Source organism: Bacillus sp. (in: firmicutes) (genome assembly GCF_031983925.1).
Lineage (GTDB): Bacteria > Bacillota > Bacilli > Bacillales > Bacillaceae_G > Bacillus_A > Bacillus_A pacificus.
Genome location: NZ_DALYZR010000009.1, coordinates 67,612 through 88,511 on the forward strand (window position 1 = coordinate 67,612; position 20,900 = coordinate 88,511).

General features: G+C 30.8%; 19 protein-coding genes and 1 pseudogene. 15 read left to right on the forward strand and 5 right to left on the reverse strand.

Features of this window, described 5'->3' with window-relative positions:
• Positions 1–92 precede the first annotated feature (92 nt).
• From RTP99_RS21335 to RTP99_RS21350, 4 genes and pseudogenes are all read left to right on the forward strand, one after another.
• A pseudogene (locus RTP99_RS21335) lies at positions 93–809 on the forward strand (hypothetical protein); the annotation flags it as partial.
• Between the two features lie 16 nt (positions 810–825).
• On the forward strand, positions 826–1,524 hold the full coding sequence (locus tag RTP99_RS21340; RefSeq protein WP_046648633.1) for a hypothetical protein: 699 nt from the start codon (positions 826–828) through the stop codon (positions 1,522–1,524).
• 335 nt (positions 1,525–1,859) lie between these two features.
• On the forward strand, positions 1,860–2,489 hold the full coding sequence (locus RTP99_RS21345) for a hypothetical protein (protein WP_046648635.1): 630 nt from the start codon (positions 1,860–1,862) through the stop codon (positions 2,487–2,489).
• Complete coding sequence (locus RTP99_RS21350) at positions 2,489–3,124, forward strand: hypothetical protein (RefSeq protein WP_000817512.1); 636 nt, start codon at positions 2,489–2,491, stop codon at positions 3,122–3,124. Before RTP99_RS21345 ends, RTP99_RS21350 begins: the two co-directional genes overlap by 1 nt.
• A 50-nt stretch (positions 3,125–3,174) precedes the next feature.
• On the opposite strand, the gene RTP99_RS21355 is transcribed toward RTP99_RS21350, so the two are convergent.
• Together RTP99_RS21355 and RTP99_RS21360 are read right to left on the reverse strand one after the other, a co-directional pair.
• On the reverse strand, positions 3,175–3,753 hold the full coding sequence (locus RTP99_RS21355; RefSeq protein ID WP_003305759.1) for a hypothetical protein: 579 nt from the start codon (positions 3,751–3,753) through the stop codon (positions 3,175–3,177).
• A gap of 19 nt (positions 3,754–3,772) precedes the next feature.
• A complete protein-coding gene (locus tag RTP99_RS21360) occupies positions 3,773–4,363 on the reverse strand; it encodes a hypothetical protein (protein ID WP_046648638.1) in 591 nt (196 codons plus the stop codon).
• 125 nt (positions 4,364–4,488) lie between these two features.
• Between RTP99_RS21360 and RTP99_RS21365 the strand changes: the two genes are divergently transcribed.
• Complete coding sequence (locus RTP99_RS21365; protein WP_071713414.1) at positions 4,489–4,872, forward strand: hypothetical protein; 384 nt, start codon at positions 4,489–4,491, stop codon at positions 4,870–4,872.
• 16 nt (positions 4,873–4,888) lie between these two features.
• Entirely contained in the window at positions 4,889–5,527 is a 639-nt protein-coding gene (locus RTP99_RS21370; protein WP_000866032.1) for a nuclease-related domain-containing protein, read from the forward strand.
• Between the two features lie 448 nt (positions 5,528–5,975).
• On the opposite strand, the gene RTP99_RS21375 is transcribed toward RTP99_RS21370, so the two are convergent.
• Positions 5,976–6,641: a CPBP family intramembrane glutamic endopeptidase gene (locus tag RTP99_RS21375; protein WP_046648641.1), complete on the reverse strand. Its 666-nt coding sequence runs from the start codon at positions 6,639–6,641 to the stop codon at positions 5,976–5,978.
• A gap of 321 nt (positions 6,642–6,962) precedes the next feature.
• Here RTP99_RS21375 and RTP99_RS21380 point away from each other — a divergent pair, with 321 nt between their 5' ends.
• The 7 genes from RTP99_RS21380 to RTP99_RS21410 all read left to right on the forward strand — a co-directional run bounded on the left by RTP99_RS21380 (position 6,963) and on the right by RTP99_RS21410 (position 13,793).
• The gene (locus tag RTP99_RS21380; RefSeq protein WP_162837638.1) at positions 6,963–7,133 is read left to right on the forward strand and encodes a hypothetical protein; all 171 of its coding nucleotides are present in this window, start codon (positions 6,963–6,965) and stop codon (positions 7,131–7,133) included.
• A 94-nt stretch (positions 7,134–7,227) separates the two neighbouring features.
• Positions 7,228–8,187 (forward strand): hypothetical protein, encoded by a 960-nt coding sequence (locus tag RTP99_RS21385; RefSeq protein ID WP_046648643.1) that lies wholly within the window; start codon positions 7,228–7,230, stop codon positions 8,185–8,187.
• 11 nt (positions 8,188–8,198) lie between these two features.
• Entirely contained in the window at positions 8,199–9,488 is a 1,290-nt protein-coding gene (locus RTP99_RS21390; RefSeq protein WP_046648645.1) for a YcaO-like family protein, read from the forward strand.
• A gap of 29 nt (positions 9,489–9,517) precedes the next feature.
• Positions 9,518–10,342: a SagB/ThcOx family dehydrogenase gene (locus RTP99_RS21395; RefSeq protein WP_046648647.1), complete on the forward strand. Its 825-nt coding sequence runs from the start codon at positions 9,518–9,520 to the stop codon at positions 10,340–10,342.
• Positions 10,332–11,996 carry an ABC transporter transmembrane domain-containing protein gene (locus tag RTP99_RS21400; protein ID WP_046648680.1) on the forward strand — a complete coding sequence of 555 codons (1,665 nt, stop codon included), beginning with the start codon at positions 10,332–10,334 and terminating at the stop codon, positions 11,994–11,996. Before RTP99_RS21395 ends, RTP99_RS21400 begins: the two co-directional genes overlap by 11 nt.
• Positions 11,974–13,002, forward strand: a complete 1,029-nt coding sequence (locus RTP99_RS21405) for a BtrH N-terminal domain-containing protein (protein WP_046648648.1) — start codon at positions 11,974–11,976, stop codon at positions 13,000–13,002. The genes RTP99_RS21400 and RTP99_RS21405 overlap by 23 nt, the downstream gene beginning before the upstream one ends.
• 326 nt (positions 13,003–13,328) lie before the next feature.
• The gene (locus RTP99_RS21410) at positions 13,329–13,793 is read left to right on the forward strand and encodes a hypothetical protein (protein ID WP_225991071.1); all 465 of its coding nucleotides are present in this window, start codon (positions 13,329–13,331) and stop codon (positions 13,791–13,793) included.
• Between the two features lie 887 nt (positions 13,794–14,680).
• Here the strand turns inward: RTP99_RS21410 and RTP99_RS21415 are convergent.
• Positions 14,681–14,890 (reverse strand): hypothetical protein, encoded by a 210-nt coding sequence (locus RTP99_RS21415; RefSeq protein WP_071713415.1) that lies wholly within the window; start codon positions 14,888–14,890, stop codon positions 14,681–14,683.
• 187 nt (positions 14,891–15,077) lie between these two features.
• Complete coding sequence (locus RTP99_RS21420) at positions 15,078–15,506, reverse strand: hypothetical protein (RefSeq protein ID WP_046648649.1); 429 nt, start codon at positions 15,504–15,506, stop codon at positions 15,078–15,080.
• Between the two features lie 308 nt (positions 15,507–15,814).
• Here RTP99_RS21420 and RTP99_RS21425 point away from each other — a divergent pair, with 308 nt between their 5' ends.
• A complete protein-coding gene (locus tag RTP99_RS21425) occupies positions 15,815–17,176 on the forward strand; it encodes an RNA-guided endonuclease TnpB family protein (RefSeq protein ID WP_080344570.1) in 1,362 nt (453 codons plus the stop codon).
• A 1,027-nt stretch (positions 17,177–18,203) separates the two neighbouring features.
• Entirely contained in the window at positions 18,204–20,867 is a 2,664-nt protein-coding gene (locus tag RTP99_RS21430; RefSeq protein ID WP_046648653.1) for a type IA DNA topoisomerase, read from the forward strand.
• The last annotated feature ends 33 nt before the right edge of the window (positions 20,868–20,900 follow it).

Sequence of the window (20,900 nt, forward strand, 5' to 3'; positions counted from 1 at the left end):
TATTTTATTAGATACGAGGGAGCGCCGTATGTGTTGAAAGGCGCAAGTACGGTGTGGATCGGGGGAAAAGGTGGAGATTACCTCAAAGCCTTACCTATCGATATTATCAATTATCATTTAGCTTATTTACGTTAAATCAGGCTGCAAGAAGACATTGGCGTATTGGTCAAACAAAGCAGTGCAGAACTTTCTATCTTGGTTACCGAGAAACGTTCCAAGAACAACTGGCGCAATTAATTGCCCAAAAGAACAAAGCTGCTGAAGCAATGAACGGTGATGCAACAAGCGACGGACTGAATGCAATGCTTGGTGATACTGGTGATCTACAGACTCTATTAATTCAAAACATTAAGAGAGGGAATCAATTAAAAGGTTCAACAGAGGAATGGACAAAAGCAGCATCTGATGAATCTAAACGCGTCCTTGAAAACTTTGGCAATGTAATAAAGACTGTATTTGAACCAATTGAAATTCAATTTATGAATTGGGTGGAAAAATTGCCAAAAACAATGAACGTAGCATTTATGAAAGAGGCTAAATTTGTACAAAAAGCTGTTGAATGTATTAAAAAAGAGCAAGTACCTGGTGTTCGAATGAAGCAGAATGTACTTGAAATAGATGGAGAAATAGAAGATGTGATTCGAACTTTAACAACACTGAATACAGATAAGCGTATGCTTGTACAAAAACAAGACATTACACTGTGGGATGAATTGATTGTGGAAGTAGATACTTCTCAAAAGAAAGGGAAAGGGAAACAAAAAAATAAAGTAATTGAAGGACAATTTGAGTTTGATTTATTTGGTTAAATGAGAGGGGAAAATCATGTTTAAGATGCTTCTTATCGCATTAATTTGCTATATATGTTTTGTAGTTTACAAAACAAAAAGAAATATGTTGATAGAAGAGAAAAGTAAAGAAAAAGGACCAGAACCGGTGGAACGACCTGTTTATTGGTGTCCAAGAGAAAATAGGCCTATTGGCAGGGAACAAGAACGTGTTACTGTTCCAACGAGAGAAATTACCTTAGAAAAGGATGTAGCAAATATATATGATTTAGTTGCTGCATCGATTCAAATGAATGTAGGTGAAGAAGAAAAAACGTTAGAACAGAACAAGGACGTTGCAAAGGAAGTGGAGTATGTTGAAGATTTTCACCATACTCCTGCTTCTGAAGCAGTATATAATATCCCTTTTCCTAGCGATGAGGATATACCAGAGGAATTACTAGAATATGAGGAGACATTTCTGGAACTAGAACAGTTGCCGATCCCACAAGAAACAGAGCATATCGTCACTTTTCAACAAGGAATTTCAGGGGTAGATGATATGGATTTTGTAAAATGGATCGCAAAAGTAATAGGGCGAGAACAAGGACTGACACGTGTACTTAATATGTCTAATAACAAGCGTTATTGGATTCATACAGAGGGAGAAATATTACCAGAAAATCAACTGTTGTATATAGAATTACAAATTGATTCATTGTATTCCTATACACTAGTTAGATGGAGTGAAAGATAACTAGGAAATAGCTGAATGTATTTCCTAGTTGTATTTTCTTGGTTAAATAGCATGAAATACAGCATTTTCTCACTCATTTGTACAAGGATAAAATATTTTTTTATTTTTGTACAAATGAGTGGGACAGAATGATTCACCATATAAGGATATTCGACTATAATGAGACATTGTACGTCATTGTAATATTAAAATGTTTTGAGATTCAGGTGATTAACAGTCTTAAAACAGGAGAATTGAGAACTCTTCGTAATATTACAATGCTTTAAATAGATAGCATCAAATCATGAGAAGTGTATGAAGAATTATTTTATCAAAGTAAATAGGAGTGATAATATATGGCAATCGATCATATAAGCAACAACGTAGTAGAAAAATTAGAACAAACGGTGCGCTATGAAAAGAAACAAATCCAGGTATTACGTGTAAGTAAAAGTAGTTCAAATGTACATGCTTACATGATTTTTCCGGAATTCTCAGAGGTTAAAATTTCAAATACCGAACTGGATGAATATATAGAAAACCTGTCAACAAGCGTGAAGTATGTCATTGATCGCAAGTTGAGTCAACAAGAAATTGAAAAACAAAATCATTCTTTCATCATGACGTGTGAAGTCGAGGAAGATGGTGTGATAGATGATGAAACAATTCATTTTAATACGACGTATGTCAAACCACCAACAATTGCAAATAAAGTATTTAAGTTAGTGTGTGGATTAGGCAATCGATTAGATAGCTTAAAAGAATTACATATTACAGTATTAAATAATAATATTAATCGAATTGAAATTGAGTTTTACAATGAAAATGAAACATATGTGGCAGTAGAAAAAGAAGAAATTGCAAATGCAATTATGGGGGCATATACAAAAGCAAATATCTATTATGCAGCAGATCTTTATTATGCAGCAGTAGGAAATGAAATCAAATTAAAGAGCATCAAACCAAAATTAGCGGGTGATGTGTGATGAAACGAGATAAAGGAATGATAGGAGTCTTATGCACGCTTATTTTAATGATTTTATTACTTGTACCCTTACAAGCAGCTCAAGCTTCTGTAAAAGTAGATTTTAATGAATTAAAAGGAAATGATGTTTCGTCATCATTTAAAAATGGACTAAATAATCGAACGAAAACAACAGAGAAAGATGATTCCTTTGGATCATCAATCATACAAAAGATTGAAGGATTGTATGCACCGGCTTTTAAAGTAGGAGTCAATATCTTTTCTATTTCATTCGTATTGGGTGTTATTGTCATGGTTATGGCATTAATTACAAAGAATGGTCAATGGATGAAGTGGGCAACTGGAAGTATGATTTTCTCATTTATCAGCATGATGTCGATGAGACTAAGTGTATACTTCTTGTTTAGTTCCGATGTATTTTCATTTATGAACATCTTTACGGATTTTTTAGACCTGTTTAAAGCAACAGCACTTATTTTCACACCATTTATGTTAATCGCAGGTATTCGTTTAAGAAGAATTCATGAGAGTACGAAACAGCCGGAATATTACCGTTGGGCAAATCGTGTCATAACGGGATCTTGTTTGCTGTGTATGTTAGCCGTACTCGCTCCATGGCTATTTGCTAATATGTAAAGAACCATATGTAAAGATAGAAAAGGTACTGAATCTGCATTCAGTACCTTTTATCTACCCATTAGGTTGTTTCTTTCATATTCTTCAAAGACTTCTTCTGAAATTGGCGATAGTATGCCGCTCAAATACACAGCGGTATATAAAAAGTATTGCTCATCCCTTGTTTTAATTGTATGAGTACCGTGTTCCTCATTGTTTGGAATAATTCGTTCAATTTTGAGTTGTTTTTTATCACAAATGATCTCTTTTACTCTATATAAATTATGTATCGGTAAACGATCAATATACAAACAAAGGTACTCTAGTAGAAATAGAATAACAGTCATTTGTAGAATGAAAGCAATCTTTAATAGAGTTGGTATGGATGCAAATAATACTAGAAATATAGAGACCAAGAAAATATTTAACTTTGAAAACCACTTTTCGTGTTGATTTAAAGAAATAATACTTTTTTTATTCTGAAACACCTGGAACCTCGTTATAAGAAAAATAGTTGCAAAGATTCCTTCATAACTAAACCAGGTTTTCCACTCCGTATCAGTAAGTTCTAGCAATATATATATGATACCGGTAGATACGAGCAGTGGTACCAGCTGTACCAAACTAAATAGTATGGTATGTTCTAACATTCTTTTCTTGTAGATACGATTAGTAATTGAATCCAAGTTTCTTAACTCCTTCTGCAATTTTCATGATGACACCACCAATAAGAAGATGGTATTCGCCAATTCCTTTTTCATTTACGTACCAACACATATAGTGCCGGATACCTTCTTTTGCATCATGGTCATGTAAAGGAAAAGGAGATGCGTATTTTTTAGATGACATATTATTATCACCGAAAGGTACCTGTTCTGCAAGTACAAAACGTTTCTTTGAATCATTTATAATCCAACAACCATAGTTTACTGACCCATACCATATTGCGTCTTTATGGATTGGATCGATAGCAGGTTGTGCTGGATAGCTTTCATCTAGTATTTGTGCTTTTTCTTCACGAAGTCGTTGATGAATATGTGAATTCAATGGATCTTCCGTTCCGATTTCATAGGTTTCCTCAAAATTCCCACACTCATAAGGAATAAGGGGACTATTTGAATCAGCTGCTAATTGTAGACTGCAAGAATCTGATTTTGAAAGATAATATACGCAGTCTTTGCAGGTGAAGTAGTTTGAAAAAGCTGAATCTGTTTTTGGTTCTGGTTCTGTTACGGTATTATCTACTACAAGTTTTAACATATCTATCACAATCCTTTATAGGCTATTTCAAAATTTAATATAGACGTATCATATCATGCTTATTTTTAAATGTAAATATTTTCCATTTAAAAATACCCTAATTTATTTTGAAAGGAATGTTTGTTTTGAAAAGAAATCGAGAATATATTGCTTTGCGAAATTCTATATTAATAGGCTGGTTACTGACATGCATCGTAATAGGCTTATCTATCTATTTTTCTTCTGTTGTTTATTTATTAATCGGATGTTTCATTCTATCGTTAAAATACGGATTAATGGGTACCGTGAAAAATGTGGAAAAACGTTTGCCTACCTGGGCTAACTTTGGCGTCATTGAAAAACCAGTAAATAGAAGGGTGACCAGACCTTTTCAGTTTCGAGGTGGGCTCCTTGTTTCATTAGCATTAGGATTCGTAGAGATGGTGATAAAAGGCCTATGTATCTCATATTTTATTTTAGGATTAGAAACGCATGTATATCGTTTAATGCGCAGAAACGCAAGGGTGTAAAAAAGGGGGGGCTATTATGAAAGTATTAATATTTGAATTAGTTCTCATTGCGATTCTGATTCCGTTGAATATTGTTGTAAAAAAACATGTCCCAAAATGGAAAGGGAAAGCGGGAGAAAAATTAGTAAAACGTATATTAAGTAAATTGGATCCAAAAAGTTACTATGTGTTACATGATGTTACGGTTCATACGGAGTATGGTGATACAACGCAAATTGATCATATTGTTATCGCGGAAACCGGTGTATTTGTTATAGAGACGAAGAACTACGAGGGATGGATCTATGGAAATGAGAAATCTGCAAGGTGGACACAGGGTATTTTTAGAAAAAAATCCTCTTTTCAAAATCCATTTCGACAAAACTATAAACATATAAAAGCAATTGAATGGTTAATAGAACAACAGCTGCCGTGTATCTCTATTGTAGCGTTCCATCCAAAATGCAGTCTAAAAAGAGTAAATGTTCAATCTAAAGATAAACATGTCCTGTATTATAACGATCTACAAAAATGTATTGAATCATATACTGAAACGCAACTAACAAATGATGAGGTCCAGCACATCTACCAAACAATATTGCGAGCGGACATTATGGATAAGGATATCGAAAAGAAACATGTGAAGTATTTACACAATAAGTTTGCAAAACAATAAGAAATGGAGAAAGGAATAATGTTATATGTAATAGGGTTCATTGTAATCTCTGTAGTATCTATTCGTCTTAACATGAAGTATTACAAATTAAAAGGGGATCCAAAAGATTTGGTGAGAAAGAAAAATAAGTGAATTTATTATTATATTATATATAGTGGTGAAAAAGTAAAGGCATCAGTAGAGATGCCTTTTTTGTTTATTATAATTTTTAATGAATCGACTATGTTAATGTAATAATCAATATAATGGCCTAGTGAAGTAGTTGATTAAAGTTGTAAAATTAATCAACTTAATGAAAAAGGATAAAGTGTTTTACCAAACAAGTCTGTTCGAAAAAAGAAGATAGTTATTCATAAATTGTTTGTCTTAGTTTTATAAGATGGAAATGTGAAAAATTGGCTATTCTATGTTCCTAATAACCACTTTTACAACGGAACTATTTATTCTATTACAAATAGTTACTGTAAAAGATGATAAATAAATTCCAAATACTATGAAAAATAATTGGTATAGAAAGTGACCTAGTAAAGCGATATAAAGATGTAGCTAAAATTCCAAGCAGAAAAGCAATGAATGCATCGGTAAATGTTATTGGAAGGTGTAAAATTGAAAAAAGTGCAGCAGATAGACACATACTAATGAAAAGATTGAATTTTTCAAGTAATTTATTAAAGATAATCCCTCTAAATATAGCTTCTTCAGCTATTGCGGTTAATAGAGTCATTCCTATAATGAATAAAGTTTTTTGTGCCCATGTAGCTTCAAAATAATAAGCCGTGGGACTAGTAAGCAGTTTCCAGGTACTAAGAAGGGGGATATTTAATAGCCAGGCGGAAATTATAAATTGTAGTATAATCGCTGTGAAAAATAAAATATAGTTTTTCCACTTTAAAAGAGCAAATAAGTTCCACTCACCCTTTAAATAATGATAGGATGCACTATATAAAAATAAGAATGTTACTATAATAGAATACAAAGAAATTTCAAAGTTAAACCATGTTATAATATTTTCATTTCCTAGGTTTCTTACCAATGTAGTAGTAATCACTATAATAGATGAAGTAATCAGTATAAAAAACACTTGTAACCAAGTGATTTTTTTTTTAGAAGTCATATATGTCCTCTCCTTATTTGATTTTATTATAAAGAGTATTTTGAATTCAATGATTTAAAAATATTTTTTTAGAAGAACTTAATTTTAATTTAGCGTAATCAAAGTAATTATCCTTAATATGAGACTATTGAAATTTAATGTGAATTTTATTACTTAACGTGAAGTTTCATATTACTTTTTTTTTAATGCATTGTCAATATATTATTCTGAATATTAATATAAAACAAAAAAATTTTATTTTTCTGTTGATTTACCCCTAAAATTGGGCTATATTGGAAAATGCCTAGGCGTTATCATTATACAGGAAAGGAGTTGATATATGTGGAACAGAAAAAAATTCTAGATATTAAATTAACTGAGTCTGGAAAAATTAATTATGTAAAAAACCATGATCCCGGTTGTGCAGGAGCAGGATGTGGTGGTTCGACTTCTTGTTTGGGTCCTAAACCAGGAACAATTGGCAAAGACATATGGAAAAAATGTTCTGGATAACAATTAGAAAAAGGGAGGATTCCCTCCCTTTTTCTTTAAAATTCTCTTAGATTAATGAAACCGTGTACCTAAGCACTAATATAGGAGGGGAATAATGGATCATCTAATTCTTAATTATAAACCCATACTAGATAGCTATTGTTTTGTGAAAGAAGAGAGTGAAGAAATAGTTTTTTTTAATAGAGATACATATATAACCCTTAATGGAGATTCTGTTGAGGATATACTTGATTTAATTCCGTTACTATCTGGTGAATTAAGCACAGAACAATTAGCGAAGAAATTGGAATTACCTATCGAATATCTTTGCGAAATAATTAAAGTGCTAGATGAAAATAACATTATAAAGAATTATGATATGCTTGAAAAATATAAATTTATGGATAAAGATTTGCAAAGATATGAAAAGTTCATCTCAAATTTAACAGGTTCTGTATCCAGTGCTTTTGGAGATATAGAAGTTACTCATACAAAAAAAATAGTATTAATGGGAAATAGAGAATTACAGGAGAATTTAAAGAAAGCTTTTGGTACCAAATTTTCATTTTTAGAAATGAGTCAAATTCAAAATGCAAGTCTAATAATAGCAGTCGACTTTTTTGAAAATGAGGACTTATTTAGTGAAGCAAATGAATTATCTAAATCTTATGGAATCCCATTTTTAAGAGCTTTAGTACAAGAGCAATATTATAGTATTGGTCCAATATTTATATTTAGTGAAACTAGTTGTTATAATTGTTTTTTGAGTAGGAAAATTACGAATTGCGAAAATTCTTACCTAAGCTATAAATATCTGAAGAGATATAATAGTGAATGGAATGAAACTCATATTAGTTTAATTCCAGGGACAATAGAGATGTTTAGTTTTCAAATATTAAGTTTTATTATGAAATATTTCTCTAATTGTATGACTTGCGAAATAATTGGAAAAGAATTTACCTATAATGTATTTAGCTTAAATTCGAATTTAAACCCCGTATTAAAAGTTCCAGGATGTTCTAAATGTGGAACTTTTAATAAAAATATAATCAAAGATTTTGTATTAAATAGTTAGGAGTAAAAATTATGGGAATGCAGAATGCTTTAGAATATATTATAAATAAAAATACTGGAATTATACATCATGTAAAGAATAAGATGGATTTCAAACTGCCATTTCCAATGCACATTTATTTTGCATTTAGAAATGAATTAGTTGATGTTAGTGAGGGAGTAAAAATTCGTGGGGATTATAGCGGATTAGGATATAGTTATGACTGTCCTGAATCGGCATTAATATCAGCTGTGGGTGAGGCACTTGAGCGTTATTGTTCATGTTACCTAAATTCAGAGGTTTTAATAAAGGATTCATTTAACTCTTTAGTAAAAAAAAACGTTCATGCTTTGAATCCACTATCAATTACACAGCCGTTGAATGAACAATATCAAGAAACATATCATACTTGTAAAGAAATTGATGGTGAAACCATATTTTATTGGGTTGAAGCAATGGATGAAATCCATAATAAAAAAATACTAGTTCCTGCTAACACAATGTATTTTGATGTTGATAAAGAGTTCTTACTTCCGCATATAAGAGATTCAATTTCTACTGGTTTAGCAACAGGTTCTACAAGGTTACAAGCGATAGAAAACGCAGCATTAGAATGTATAGAAAGAGACGCAATTATGATTACATGGTTGAACCAATTGACAGTTCCATTAATAGATTCTAAGACGATTCCAGATGAAACTGTGCAGTATTATTTGAACGTTGCAAATGAAAAAGGTTTTGAAGTTTTCTTCTTTGAGATAACAACAGATATCAAAGTTCCTACATATTTTGTCTTAATAAGAAATCTCTATAATAATTACCCTTATATACAGGTAGGGGCAAAAGCACATTATGAACCTATTATAGCGTTAAAAGGAGCTCTAATGGAAACGTTAGCAAGTCTAAATTTATTAGCTGATCCTAACCTTGAAATGGCGGAATTTTCGGATATTAAAAACGTGAAAAATATAAGGAGTATCAAGGATCATATGCTTTATTATGCAGCAGGAAACGATAAAGAAGCTTTTGATTTCTTGATTTCGAATTCTGAAAAGCCATTTAATAATTATTCGAAAGTTAATAATTTTGAAGAACTAAAAGAAAATCTCGATAAGATGGAGTTAAATCTTTATTCATATGATTTAACTACAGAAGATATAAATTCTTTAGGTTTATATGTATATAGAGTGTTAATGCCAGAGTTGGCTTTTCTGGAAATAACTTTACCTATGTTAGGTTGCAATAGATTAATAGATGCCCCCAATAATATGGGATATGTTCCAGCGAAAACTTTTAATAAGAATCCACATCCATTCCCGTAAAGAATATATAAAAAGAGGAGGTAATTGTTGTGAATAAATTTGAAGATCATACAAAGCAGTATATATTATCCAGAATGTATGATTGCAATACTCGAGCAACCCCCATGAGCTCATTTGGGATTTCAAAGCATAAAGTATATGACTATTCCACAAAAATAAAAAAACAACATTATTGTATTAAAAGCATTCCTCTTTGTATAGATAAGACTATGATTAAGCAAGAATTTTATCAAGTTTTAAATAGTAGGCAATCTGTTGCAGAATTAGAAATCCGCACAAGAATTGGTTTTAAAACACTTTCAAACTTGCTTCATTTTTCATATGGATATGTTAATCAACAGCATAATGCTACCCCATCTGCAGGGGGGAAATATCCTATAAGTATTTATATAGCGATTTTTAACGTCGAAAATTTAGAACAAGGTATATATTATTATAATAAGGAAGAAAGTACCTTAGAAATGATTAGAAAAGGAAATTTTAGAGAAGTTATTAATAATCTATATGTTGATAATACACATATTCATTCCGCTTCTTTTATTATGTTTCATGTTGCAAATCTTGATCAAACAAGTAGTAAATATGAAGATAGGGGTTATAAATTAATACATTTAGATATGGGGCATCTTTCTCAAAATCTTTATTTATTAAGCAGTGCACAACACTTAGGTATTAGAGCAATTTTTGGAATATATGAAAATAAAGTAAATGATTTTTTAGAAATTGATGGAGAAAACGAATTTGTGTTACTTTCGCATGTTTTCGGAGGAATAAAATACCCTACCCCAATAATAATGGGGACTAAATATAGTGATTTATATTATGAAAATGAGGAAACAGGAAGTGAAGAATAAAGTGCTATGGAAGTTTCTCGTAAATCTGTATAAGAAGCAAAAATATAAACTTATCATATTGTTCTTATTTTCCTGCTTTCTTGCTTTAAATGAAATCGCTTTCCCACTTATTTTAAAATATATTATTGATAATGTTACAATTAGTAATTTGTATGGGTTTGCAATAAAATATGGCTGGATCTTTATTTCTATCATAATTGTTCAATTAATAATAAAATATTATGCTGTAATTTTAGATAATCAAGTTGTAATTGACAGTAATTTAGTATTAAGAAAGAAGATAAATGAAACATTAAAACGATCGGATTATTTTAGATTTATAAATCTTGAAAACAAAAATCTTACGCAGATTATTACATATGATGTTCCACAGTGTCAAGGAATTCTTAATTCTATAATATTTGACCTAATCGTGCAGTGTTTGGTATTTATAAGTACCTTCTTAATTTTAATGGCTCTTAACCTAAAATTAACTTTAATTATTTTGATGATTTTACCAATATATTATGGTGTGTTTTATCTATTTAATAGCAAACTTAATATAATCAATATGCAACTGATAGAACATCGAGATTATTTATCAAATGTAATAGAGAAAATTCAACTTAATTTTAAAAATTATAAAATATATGTAAGAAAAAATGGTTTTGATCAACAATATAACGATAGGGTCGTTAAAATTTCTCAAACTCAATCCAAGAATGCTAAATTAGTTGCAGTTATGAATATTACAATGACTATTCTATTTTGTCTATTAATTGGTTTAATTGCAATAATTGGGTTTTCAGAGGTGAAGAATAACACTTTAAGCATTGGGGCCTTGTCTGCATTTTTAGTTTATACTATGAATTTTTTCTCACCAATTCAAAGAATTATGTCATTGTTTATTGATTTTAAGATTAGTGTAATTTCTATAAAAAGAGTGCATGAATTACTATGTTTGGACTTGGAAGAAAAAAATCATGTTAAGTTAGAAAAAAATATGCAAGGTAATGTGCTTTTTAAAAATGCACAAGTAAAGCTAGGGAATAAAAATATTGTTAGTAATTTTACAGGTGAGATTGTAAGAGGAAAAATTAATTATTTAGTGGGAAGAAATGCATCTGGAAAATCAACGCTAATTTTATCTTTAATTCAATTTATAAAATCTAGTGGAATCTATATAGATAGTTATGAAGTAACAAGATATGATATTGAAATGTTAAGAAAAAACATTAGTGTTGCATTTCAAGAGCCTGAATTTATTGCAGAAAATGTTACCGATCAATTAAACTTAATTGAAGAAAATAATTATAACAAGCTTATAAACCCTGAGAAAAAAATCATAATTGATAAATATGTGAAAGTACTAGTTTCTTTATTAGAACCTAGTAAAACTATTTCAGAATTATCTGGGGGAAAAAAACAACTATTATCTATTATTAGCGTCTTGAAAAGTTATCCGGAAATATTAATTCTGGATGAAGCTTTTTCCAATTTAGATTCTGAAATTAGATACGAGATCAAAAATGTAATGAACAGTTTGAAAGAACATATAACAATTATTGTTGTAGATCATTTTGCAAATCCAGCGCTAGAAGATAATGTGATTAGCCTGGAACAAGAAAAATTTGTACGGGAGGGAAGTATAAGTGAACACACACATAATTTCTGATTTTCCTTCTTTAGTTGGAAAACATTGTTCTTCTACTGCTATTCAAGAAATTATGATGTATTATAAGCAGCCTTTAAGTGAGGCTATGATTTTTGGGATTGGGAGCGGTTTGTTTTTTAGTTATTTTAGTTTTGCAAATAACTATCCAAGGTTATTAATTACTCGTACACCCTATTTTGAAAATAATTTTTTTAATGCTATTAATCATAATTTTAAGTGGTATAGTGGTGAAGTACTGAACGTAGATAAAATAATTAGTTTTTTAGAAAATGATATCCCTATATTAGTAATTTCGGAAACTGGTTATTTGGATTTTTATGGAACTAAAGGAGGAAGAAATGTCGCTGGACATACGTTTACTATTTTAGGTTTTGATATAAGAAAGAAGACTTTCCTTGTATCTGACTTTATATCTAGTGAATATTTTTCATTAAGCCTAATAGATTTAAAAAAAGCAATTAATCAAGCGAAAGTGCCATATGATCGTAAAAATGTTTGGGCACCTGTGTATCCGTTTGTTATCGAAGATATTCGTGAAGCCATGCTGAAAGGTATGTGGAAAAATGCTAATGATATGCTTCAAAATCAAAATGATAATTATGGAATTCTGAACATTAAAAAACTTTCAGCTGAAATACCTTATTGGACTGAATTACCAGAATGGGAAGAATGTTGCCTCCATACTTATATGATGATTGAGAAAATTGGAAGTGGGGGAAGTGGATTTAGAAAGTTATATACAGAATTTTTAATAGAAGCTTCTTCGTATTTCAAAGAAATTGAGCAGTATTCCTGTATTAATAAAATGCAAAAAATCAATAAGTTGTACAAATTACTTGGTAGAAAATTCTTTGTTACAGGCCGAACTAAAGAAAGAAAAAATTTAATTGAAATTCAAAAGTGCTTAGAGGATATATACTTATTAGAAAAAGAATTTTGGGAAACAATATCTTACATCGTTAATAAAACAACTTCCTCCAAGTTAATTCTAAACTCTAGCAATTAAAAGTGGTTCCGAATGTACAAATTCACGTCAAATATTGTTAAGTTATATATGCAATATAAACATTTACGGTTTCTGGTGTTTTATAAAGATTATTTTGGATTAGCTCCATAAACTTTCTTATTTATAGTATTACGTAAGTTTTGAAAACTTCTTTAATAGCATTAAATTATAACTTCTTTACAAAAAGTGTTTAAGAACATAAAAAACTTGAACTATGTAGCAAATAATAATTATAAAGAAATAAAGCAAAAATGAGTTCTGAGCGATACCGAACAAAAACTCAAATATTTAATAAAATAACATGTTTAACTTTTTGAGGTGTGATTATGTATATTTTTATCTTTGCTGTATTTAAAATTTTAGTAAGTTTTATATTATTAGGCTTGATTTTGTTACTCAGTATTTTATGGGTTAAAATAGAAAAAATTCTAAATGACACCTTATTTAAAACACTTCCCAAAAAAGTTAAAAATATAATAATTATATTGTTTGTTATTTTAATAGAGCTCACTATAATATTTATTGTTTCATTAAATTGGAGTGTTCCATTTATTGATGCACTATTTATAGGAAGCCTCGTCCTCTTGTGTTATATTTGGTTAGTACCTTATTTTGTTAATTATCAAGAGAATATTGCTAAAGTTACTGATAAGTATTTTAATGCGGGAGTAGAGATAGGTGAAATCAAAACATTTCAAATGAAAATTTCTACATTCAGTTTAGGGAGTATACTATTTGCTGTAGTAGGTATTATTGTTACTATTTGCTGTTACTATAAATACTTTTTATAGGTGCTCTATTGCAAGGCTACTAATTTCAACTGAATTACAAGGATACACAAAACTTTTATATTTAGAAGACCTGATAAAGAAAATTAGATTTATAAACAAGAATGCAAGTTTTCAGATTCAGTAATGAGCTTTTGATACAAAGAGCTACAGAGAAATTATAATAGGCATCTAAAGCTTAGATATACTGATAACCATTATTGTAGAAATGATGTATGATTAACATAAACAAGTAAACTTGATGTCATCTAATGATTTGTAGAGAATCAACGGCATTTATATTAAAGTATAATGTAAACTGCTATATTTATATTTTATAGTTTACTACAAGAGAAATTAAATCTAATAAAATATTAAGTTAGTAGGGGATAGTTTGGTGGATTTCCACATCATAAATGGAAAATTACACCAATTAATTTCACTAGATGCTAATCTTTTACAAGATAATGTCAGGTGTAAAAATTATTGATATGTGAGTATTGAAAATGCCTTGAAGGATGTAACTTAAAGACCGGTGTATTAGTTTACTGGTTGGAAGGCAAGATATTGTTGTTTTCTAAGGAATTTTCACAATATTTAATGCTAATTGTTCTTATATTATCGGAAGTTAAACGTAACAATAGATGTTAAAGAGTTCCGTTGAATCTTAATTCTATTTGTATATAAATAGAGGGAATGTTATCATATAAAGTAATCCAATACTTAAAAATCATATTGCAAAAGGACACACCTACGCATAACCATAGCGTAGGTGTGTCCTTTTTTGTTTAAGGAGGAAAAAGGTATGGGGAAAACGTTATTTATTGCAGAAAAACCAAAAATGGCCAATGAAATTATAAAATCACTTTGATTCTAACTTTTAAAAGGAACAGACACCCTAAGATACCTGTTTATCCTGCAACAAATATAAATACATAGTACATGAAAAATAATAGAGATAGACTTGCAATTCTGCCAGCAATCGACTCTTTCATAAATTTCATAAGTATAACTTTGACAATTAATGCTAGGAATAACGGTATAAATAGTACCATGGCAAGTTTGATTGCTATGTCATTCATAACTGGACTTAATGGCTCGAAATTAATTATGATATACACCCCATTTACTTATAATTACTATATATTTATAATATAATTTATATTACTTTGTCCATAAGAAAAGACACTCATTTGAGTGCCTTTTCTTCGACTTGATAACCACTTTAAATTTAATAAGATTTATACGAGCTACCATCCAAATATAATCATATCATATTTTCTGAAAAATGAAAGCGGATTCCTTAACTTACTTAATTATTTTGTCCATTACTTCTTTATATTTGTTAAATTGGGCATCTTCCATGTCACCATTCATTTGTAAAAGAAAATTACCTTTTGCGTAAGTATGAGAGAATAACATTTGATTACCGTTACCTAAATCGTCATAGTACTTTTTCGCTTGTTCAAGATCTTGTTTGTTTTTAAACTCAAATATTCTACCACCACTATCTTCTCCTAGTGCTGGTACAAGAATGCGTTTCGCATCTTTTCTAGTATTCCCAAATTCTTTTTCCGGTAGATCACTAGGCTGTTCTGCTTCAAGTCCTGCAGTCTTAAATTCTTCAATTACTTTTCCTACTGTAACATCGCTAGCCACCGATTTGATGCTATCACAGGCTGCTAAACCAAATAATAGCAAAGTACCAATAAGAAATACTGATAATTTTTTTAACATATTTATGCGTTCCTCCTACTGTAGATAAATCCTTCGATATCATAACACAATATACATTTATAAAATGTAATATATTGTCGAATGGATATTTATATGGCAAATTTTTTTCGAATTAGAATAATATCCTTACATTTATGATAAACAATCGTCTTTTCTTTAAATATTAAAACATTAGTTCCGTTACGAGTGGGACAGGGTACTACATTTTAGTATATATTTTAATGCAGCACAAATAAGGATAAAAGCTAAACAGAGTATATTTTTTAATAAAACGGTTATATTGATGTATTGATTAATATAACGGTGAGGTGACATATTTGAGCATAGCTGTAAAAGTAATGAAATACCAAATAGTCTGTCCTGTAAATATAGAATGGAAGACGTTTGAAATATATTTACGTACACTTTCATATCATTTTAGAACTATTGGGAATAGAACTATACAAAAATTGTGGGAATATGATAATCAATCATTGAAGCACTTTAAGGATACTGGCCAATATCCAAGTGCCCAACAATTATATGGGTGTACTCAAAAAACCATAAGTGGATATATTTATGATCAGTTAAAAGAAGAATATCAAGATATTAATAAAGCCAATATGTCCACTACTCTACAGAAGACAATTAAGACCTGGAATAGTAGAAAAAAAGAAATTTGGAGTGGTGAGATGTCCATTCCTTCATTCCGAAACAATTTACCAATTGATATTCATGGAAACTCTATTCAGATAATAAAAGAAAAGAGTGGTGATTATATCGCAAGCGTATCTCTTTTTTCATCAAAATTTATAAAAGAAAACGATTTACCCAATGGTAAAATTTTAGTGAAATTATCGACAAGAAAACAAAATAGTATGAAGGTAATTTTAGATAGAATAATTGATAGTACATATGCCAAAGGCGCTTGCATGCTCCATAAACATAAAAAGAAATGGTATTTATCTATTACTTATAAGTCAAATATAAAAGAAGAACTTAAATTTGATGAAGATTTAATTATGGGCATAGATATGGGGAAAATAAATGTTCTCTATTTTGCGTTTAATAAAGGTTTGGTAAGAGGGGCAATTAGTGGTGAAGAAATTGAGGCTTTTCGAAAAAAAATTGAGCATAGACGTATAAGTTTATTACGCCAAGGTAAGTATTGTAGTGGAAATAGGATAGGGAAAGGCCGTAAAAAACGAATTAAACCAATTGAAGTACTAAATGATAAAATAGCCAAGTTTAGAAATGCTACGAATCATAAGTATGCCAATTATATAGTGCAACAGTGCTTAAAATATAATTGTGGCACTATACAATTAGAGGATTTACAAGGAATAAGTAAAGAACAAACATTCCTAAAAAATTGGACGTATTTTGATTTGCAGGAAAAAATCAAGAATCTGGCAAATCAATATGGGATTAAAGTGGTGAAAATTGACCCATCCTATACAAGTCAACGATGTAGTGAATGTGGGTATATCCATAAAAATAATCGGCAAAATCAATCTACCTTTGAATGTCAGCAATGTAGTTTTAAAGTTCATGCAGACTACAATGCTGCCAAAAACATTTCTGTGTACAATATTGAGAAGGTAATACAAAAACAATTGAAGTTACAAGAAAAATTAAATTTAACAAAATATAAAGAACAGTATATAGAGCAGATGGAAAATATTAATTAAATAATGTAGTAGGAAGTAGTTTGGCGGATTTCCACGCCATAAATGGAGAAGTGATACACGGTAAATTTACCAAGTGTCAACGCCCCGTAAGGTAGTATCGAATGTTAAAAAACATTGATACATAGGCATTCTGAATGCTTTGAAGGATGTAACACAAAGACCGTTACATAATACATTAATTTGCGGATAAAAAAGCAGGATATTGTTGATATATAAGGGATTGTCGCAATATTTATTGTTAATCATCCATATATTATCGAGATAAAACATAACAATAGATGTATTGAAATGCGGACAGCCAAGTAACCATATGAGTAGGAATCTTAGGAAAAACATAATAATAGATGTATTGAAATGCGTCCTCTTTTTATATAAAAGGAGGAACCTGGTAGGTAAAACATAATAATAGATGTATTGAAATACTTATTAATAAGTCGGTTAGGACCCTCTATTTAGGGTTTAACAAACTAATAGATGTATTTAAAAAGATAACAAATCATTAAGAAACCCTGGGTGCAGGAGTGTGAATTATTAAATTTTCGGCGGATTTCCACGCCATAAATGGAGAAGTGATACACGGTAAATTTACCAGGTGTATACGCTCCATAAGGTAGTATCGAATGTTAAAAAACATTGATACAAAGGCATCCTGAATGCTTTGAAGGGTGTAACACAAAGACCGTTACATAATACATTAATTTGCTGGTAAAAAAGCAGGATATTGTTGATATACAAGGGATTGTCGCAATATTCGTTATTAATCATCTATCTATTATCGGGGTTAAAACATAACAATAGATGTATTGAAATTGGGGAAATGCTCGGCACTTCACAAAATCATTGCGAAGTTTAAACAACCTGATAGATATTTAGGAGTCTCATTGAACATTGATTCGATTTGTATATAAATAGAGTAAATGTTATTATATAAGTAATCCAATACTGAAAAAATCATATTGCAAAAGGACACACCTACGCATAACCATAGCGTAGGTGTGTCCTTTTTTTGCTTAAGGAGGAAAAAGTTATGGGGAAAACATTATTTATTGCCGAAAAACCAAAAGTGGCCAATGAAATTATGAAATCGCCACGATTCCGTCACTCACAAAAGTACATTGGTAGCAAACCTTATTATGGTTATTATGAAAATGAACATTATATTGTCAGTTGGTGCCGTGGGCATCTGCTGGAATTAAAAAATCCAGAAGAGATGGATCCAAAGTACAAAGTGTTTAGTTTAGAACACTTACCTTTAATTTATGAGCCAGCTTATAAGGTGAAACAAGAGAATGCTGAACAATTACAAATCCTTGTTAAACTGCTGCAACGCCCTGATGTTGACCATGCGGTGAACATTTGTGACGCGGACCGCGAGGGAGAGTTAATTTATAGGGAAGTATATGAATTTGCAGGTGTGAATAAAAAGCAATCTCGTGTATATAAATCCTCTTTTGAAGCGGCAGAATTAGAGACAGCTCTCAATCGATTAGAAAGTGCGTCTAAATACGATGGACTCGCGTATTCTGCTAAAGCAAGGCAGTATCTGGATTATCTATTAGGGATGAATATAACCAGGGGATGTACCACAAAATTAGCACAAAATAAGTTCTTATTGTCATCCGGCCGTGTACAAATGTGTTTATTAAATGAGATACGCCAACGCGAATTAGCAATTGAAAACTATAAAGAACAATCTTATTATCATCTGCAGCTAATAACAGATTTAGGACTTAAACCGGTTATGAAAACAGAAGACCAAGTGTTAAACCCATCGCCATTAAGAAGTTTAGGAGAAGATTTAAAAGGACAATATCTTGTAGTAGAAGAGTTTAAAGAGGGAACCAGGAAGAAGAATCCTAAATTACTATATAACTTAACAGACCTGTATAAAGATGCTCATGCGCAATTACAAATTAATGCTGAAACTTCCAGAAAACACATTCAAACTTTGTATGAAGAAGGTTTCATAACCTACCCTCGCTCATCTTCTAGGCATTTACCTACAGAACAAGTGGACCGTGTAAAAGGTGTTATGCAGGCACTAGCTAAGAGTCAGTATTCTTTACTGGTACAATCCGTCGACATTGAAGCAATTGATGTGAAACATAAAACGTTCAATGATGAGCTTGTATCAAGCCATTTTGCTATTATACCGACGACTAAACAATATCAAGAGGAAGGTCGTCCAGAGATTGAAAAACAACTATATAGCCTCGTGGTAAAACGTTTTGTGGGTAATTTCATGCGTCCTGCAGTATACCTGGTAAGAGAAGTATCGCTTATTGACGCGATGGGAAATAACTATCAAACAAAAGAAAGTGTACTTCGAGAAAAAGGGTTTCTAGAAGTGTTTCAAGAGGAAATAGAGGAAGAAAGTGTGGAAGTATTTAAAATTCCTATCATGCAGAAAGGACAGGAACTTCAAATTTGCGATTTTGAGTTACAGGAATCCAAAACAAAGAAACCAGCTCTACACACAGAAAGCTCAATTCTGACTTTCATGGAAACAGCAGGACGGAAAATTGACGATGAACATTTAAAGGAATTAATGAAGGGGAAAAGAATTGGAACCGTTGCAACCGAAGCAACCTTTATTCCAGCTTTACATGAGAAGAACTATATAGCCATTGAAAAAGGGAAAATTACTACGACTCCAATTGGCCGTGCCTTTATTGAACAATTTCCTGTTCAGCAAATTAAAGATCCACTATACACAGCTGAAATGGAAGGAATGATACACCGTATTGAAAAAAATGAAATGAGTTATGAGGACTTCATTGCCCAAACAAATACATTTGTACAAAAAATAACACAAGAGATTATAAGAATACCTGACACGGTTTCGCACAACCTAATAGAGACCTGGAAGCAACAAATAGAAGTCTGCCAATGTCCTTGTGGAAATGGAATAATTTTAGATAGAGGGAAATTTTTCGGGTGTAGCAATCATCCAAACTGTAACATTGGATTACCCAAAAGAATAAAAGAAAAAACAATTCCTGCAGCACAAATTAAAAAACTGTTTGAAGAAAATAAAACGGACATTATAAAAGGTTTTAAATCTAATGGCAAAGAGTTTTCTGCTTATCTAGCATTTGTTAACGGTGAAGTCAGCTTTAATCTACCTTCAGTTGAAGAATTATCGCTAGGTCAGTGTCCAAAGTGTCAAAAAGGACAAATCCTAAACCGTAAAACGTTTTTTGGGTGCTCAGAATATCAAAACGGATGCGATTTTATGTTGCCGGCTAAAATTAAAGGCAAGAAATTATCCGATAGCCAGATTAAAAAGCTAGTTAATAACAATGTAACAGACTTCATTAGTGGTTTTAGTGGGGGAAAAGGAGAATTCACAGCTGCGATTCGATTAAACCCGGATCTTAGTATTTGTTTTGAATTTCCAACTACAGATGATCGTACAGTAGGTAAATGTCCATTATGCCAGAGTAGAGTCATAATAGGGAAAACAAACTATCTATGCGAACAATACAAGAAGGGCTGTGATTTCATTGTTTCAGGAATGATACTTGAAAAAAGAATTACAGCTAGTCAAATAAAAAAATTATTAGAAAAGAATATGACGGATACAATAAAAGGATTTATATCGAAAAAAACAGGAAAATCATTCGATGCGAAATTAACATATGACTCTTCACAGAAGAGAGTCTCGTTTATATATGAGAAGAAGAAATAATATCGCAAAATCTTAAATTTCATATATAAAATT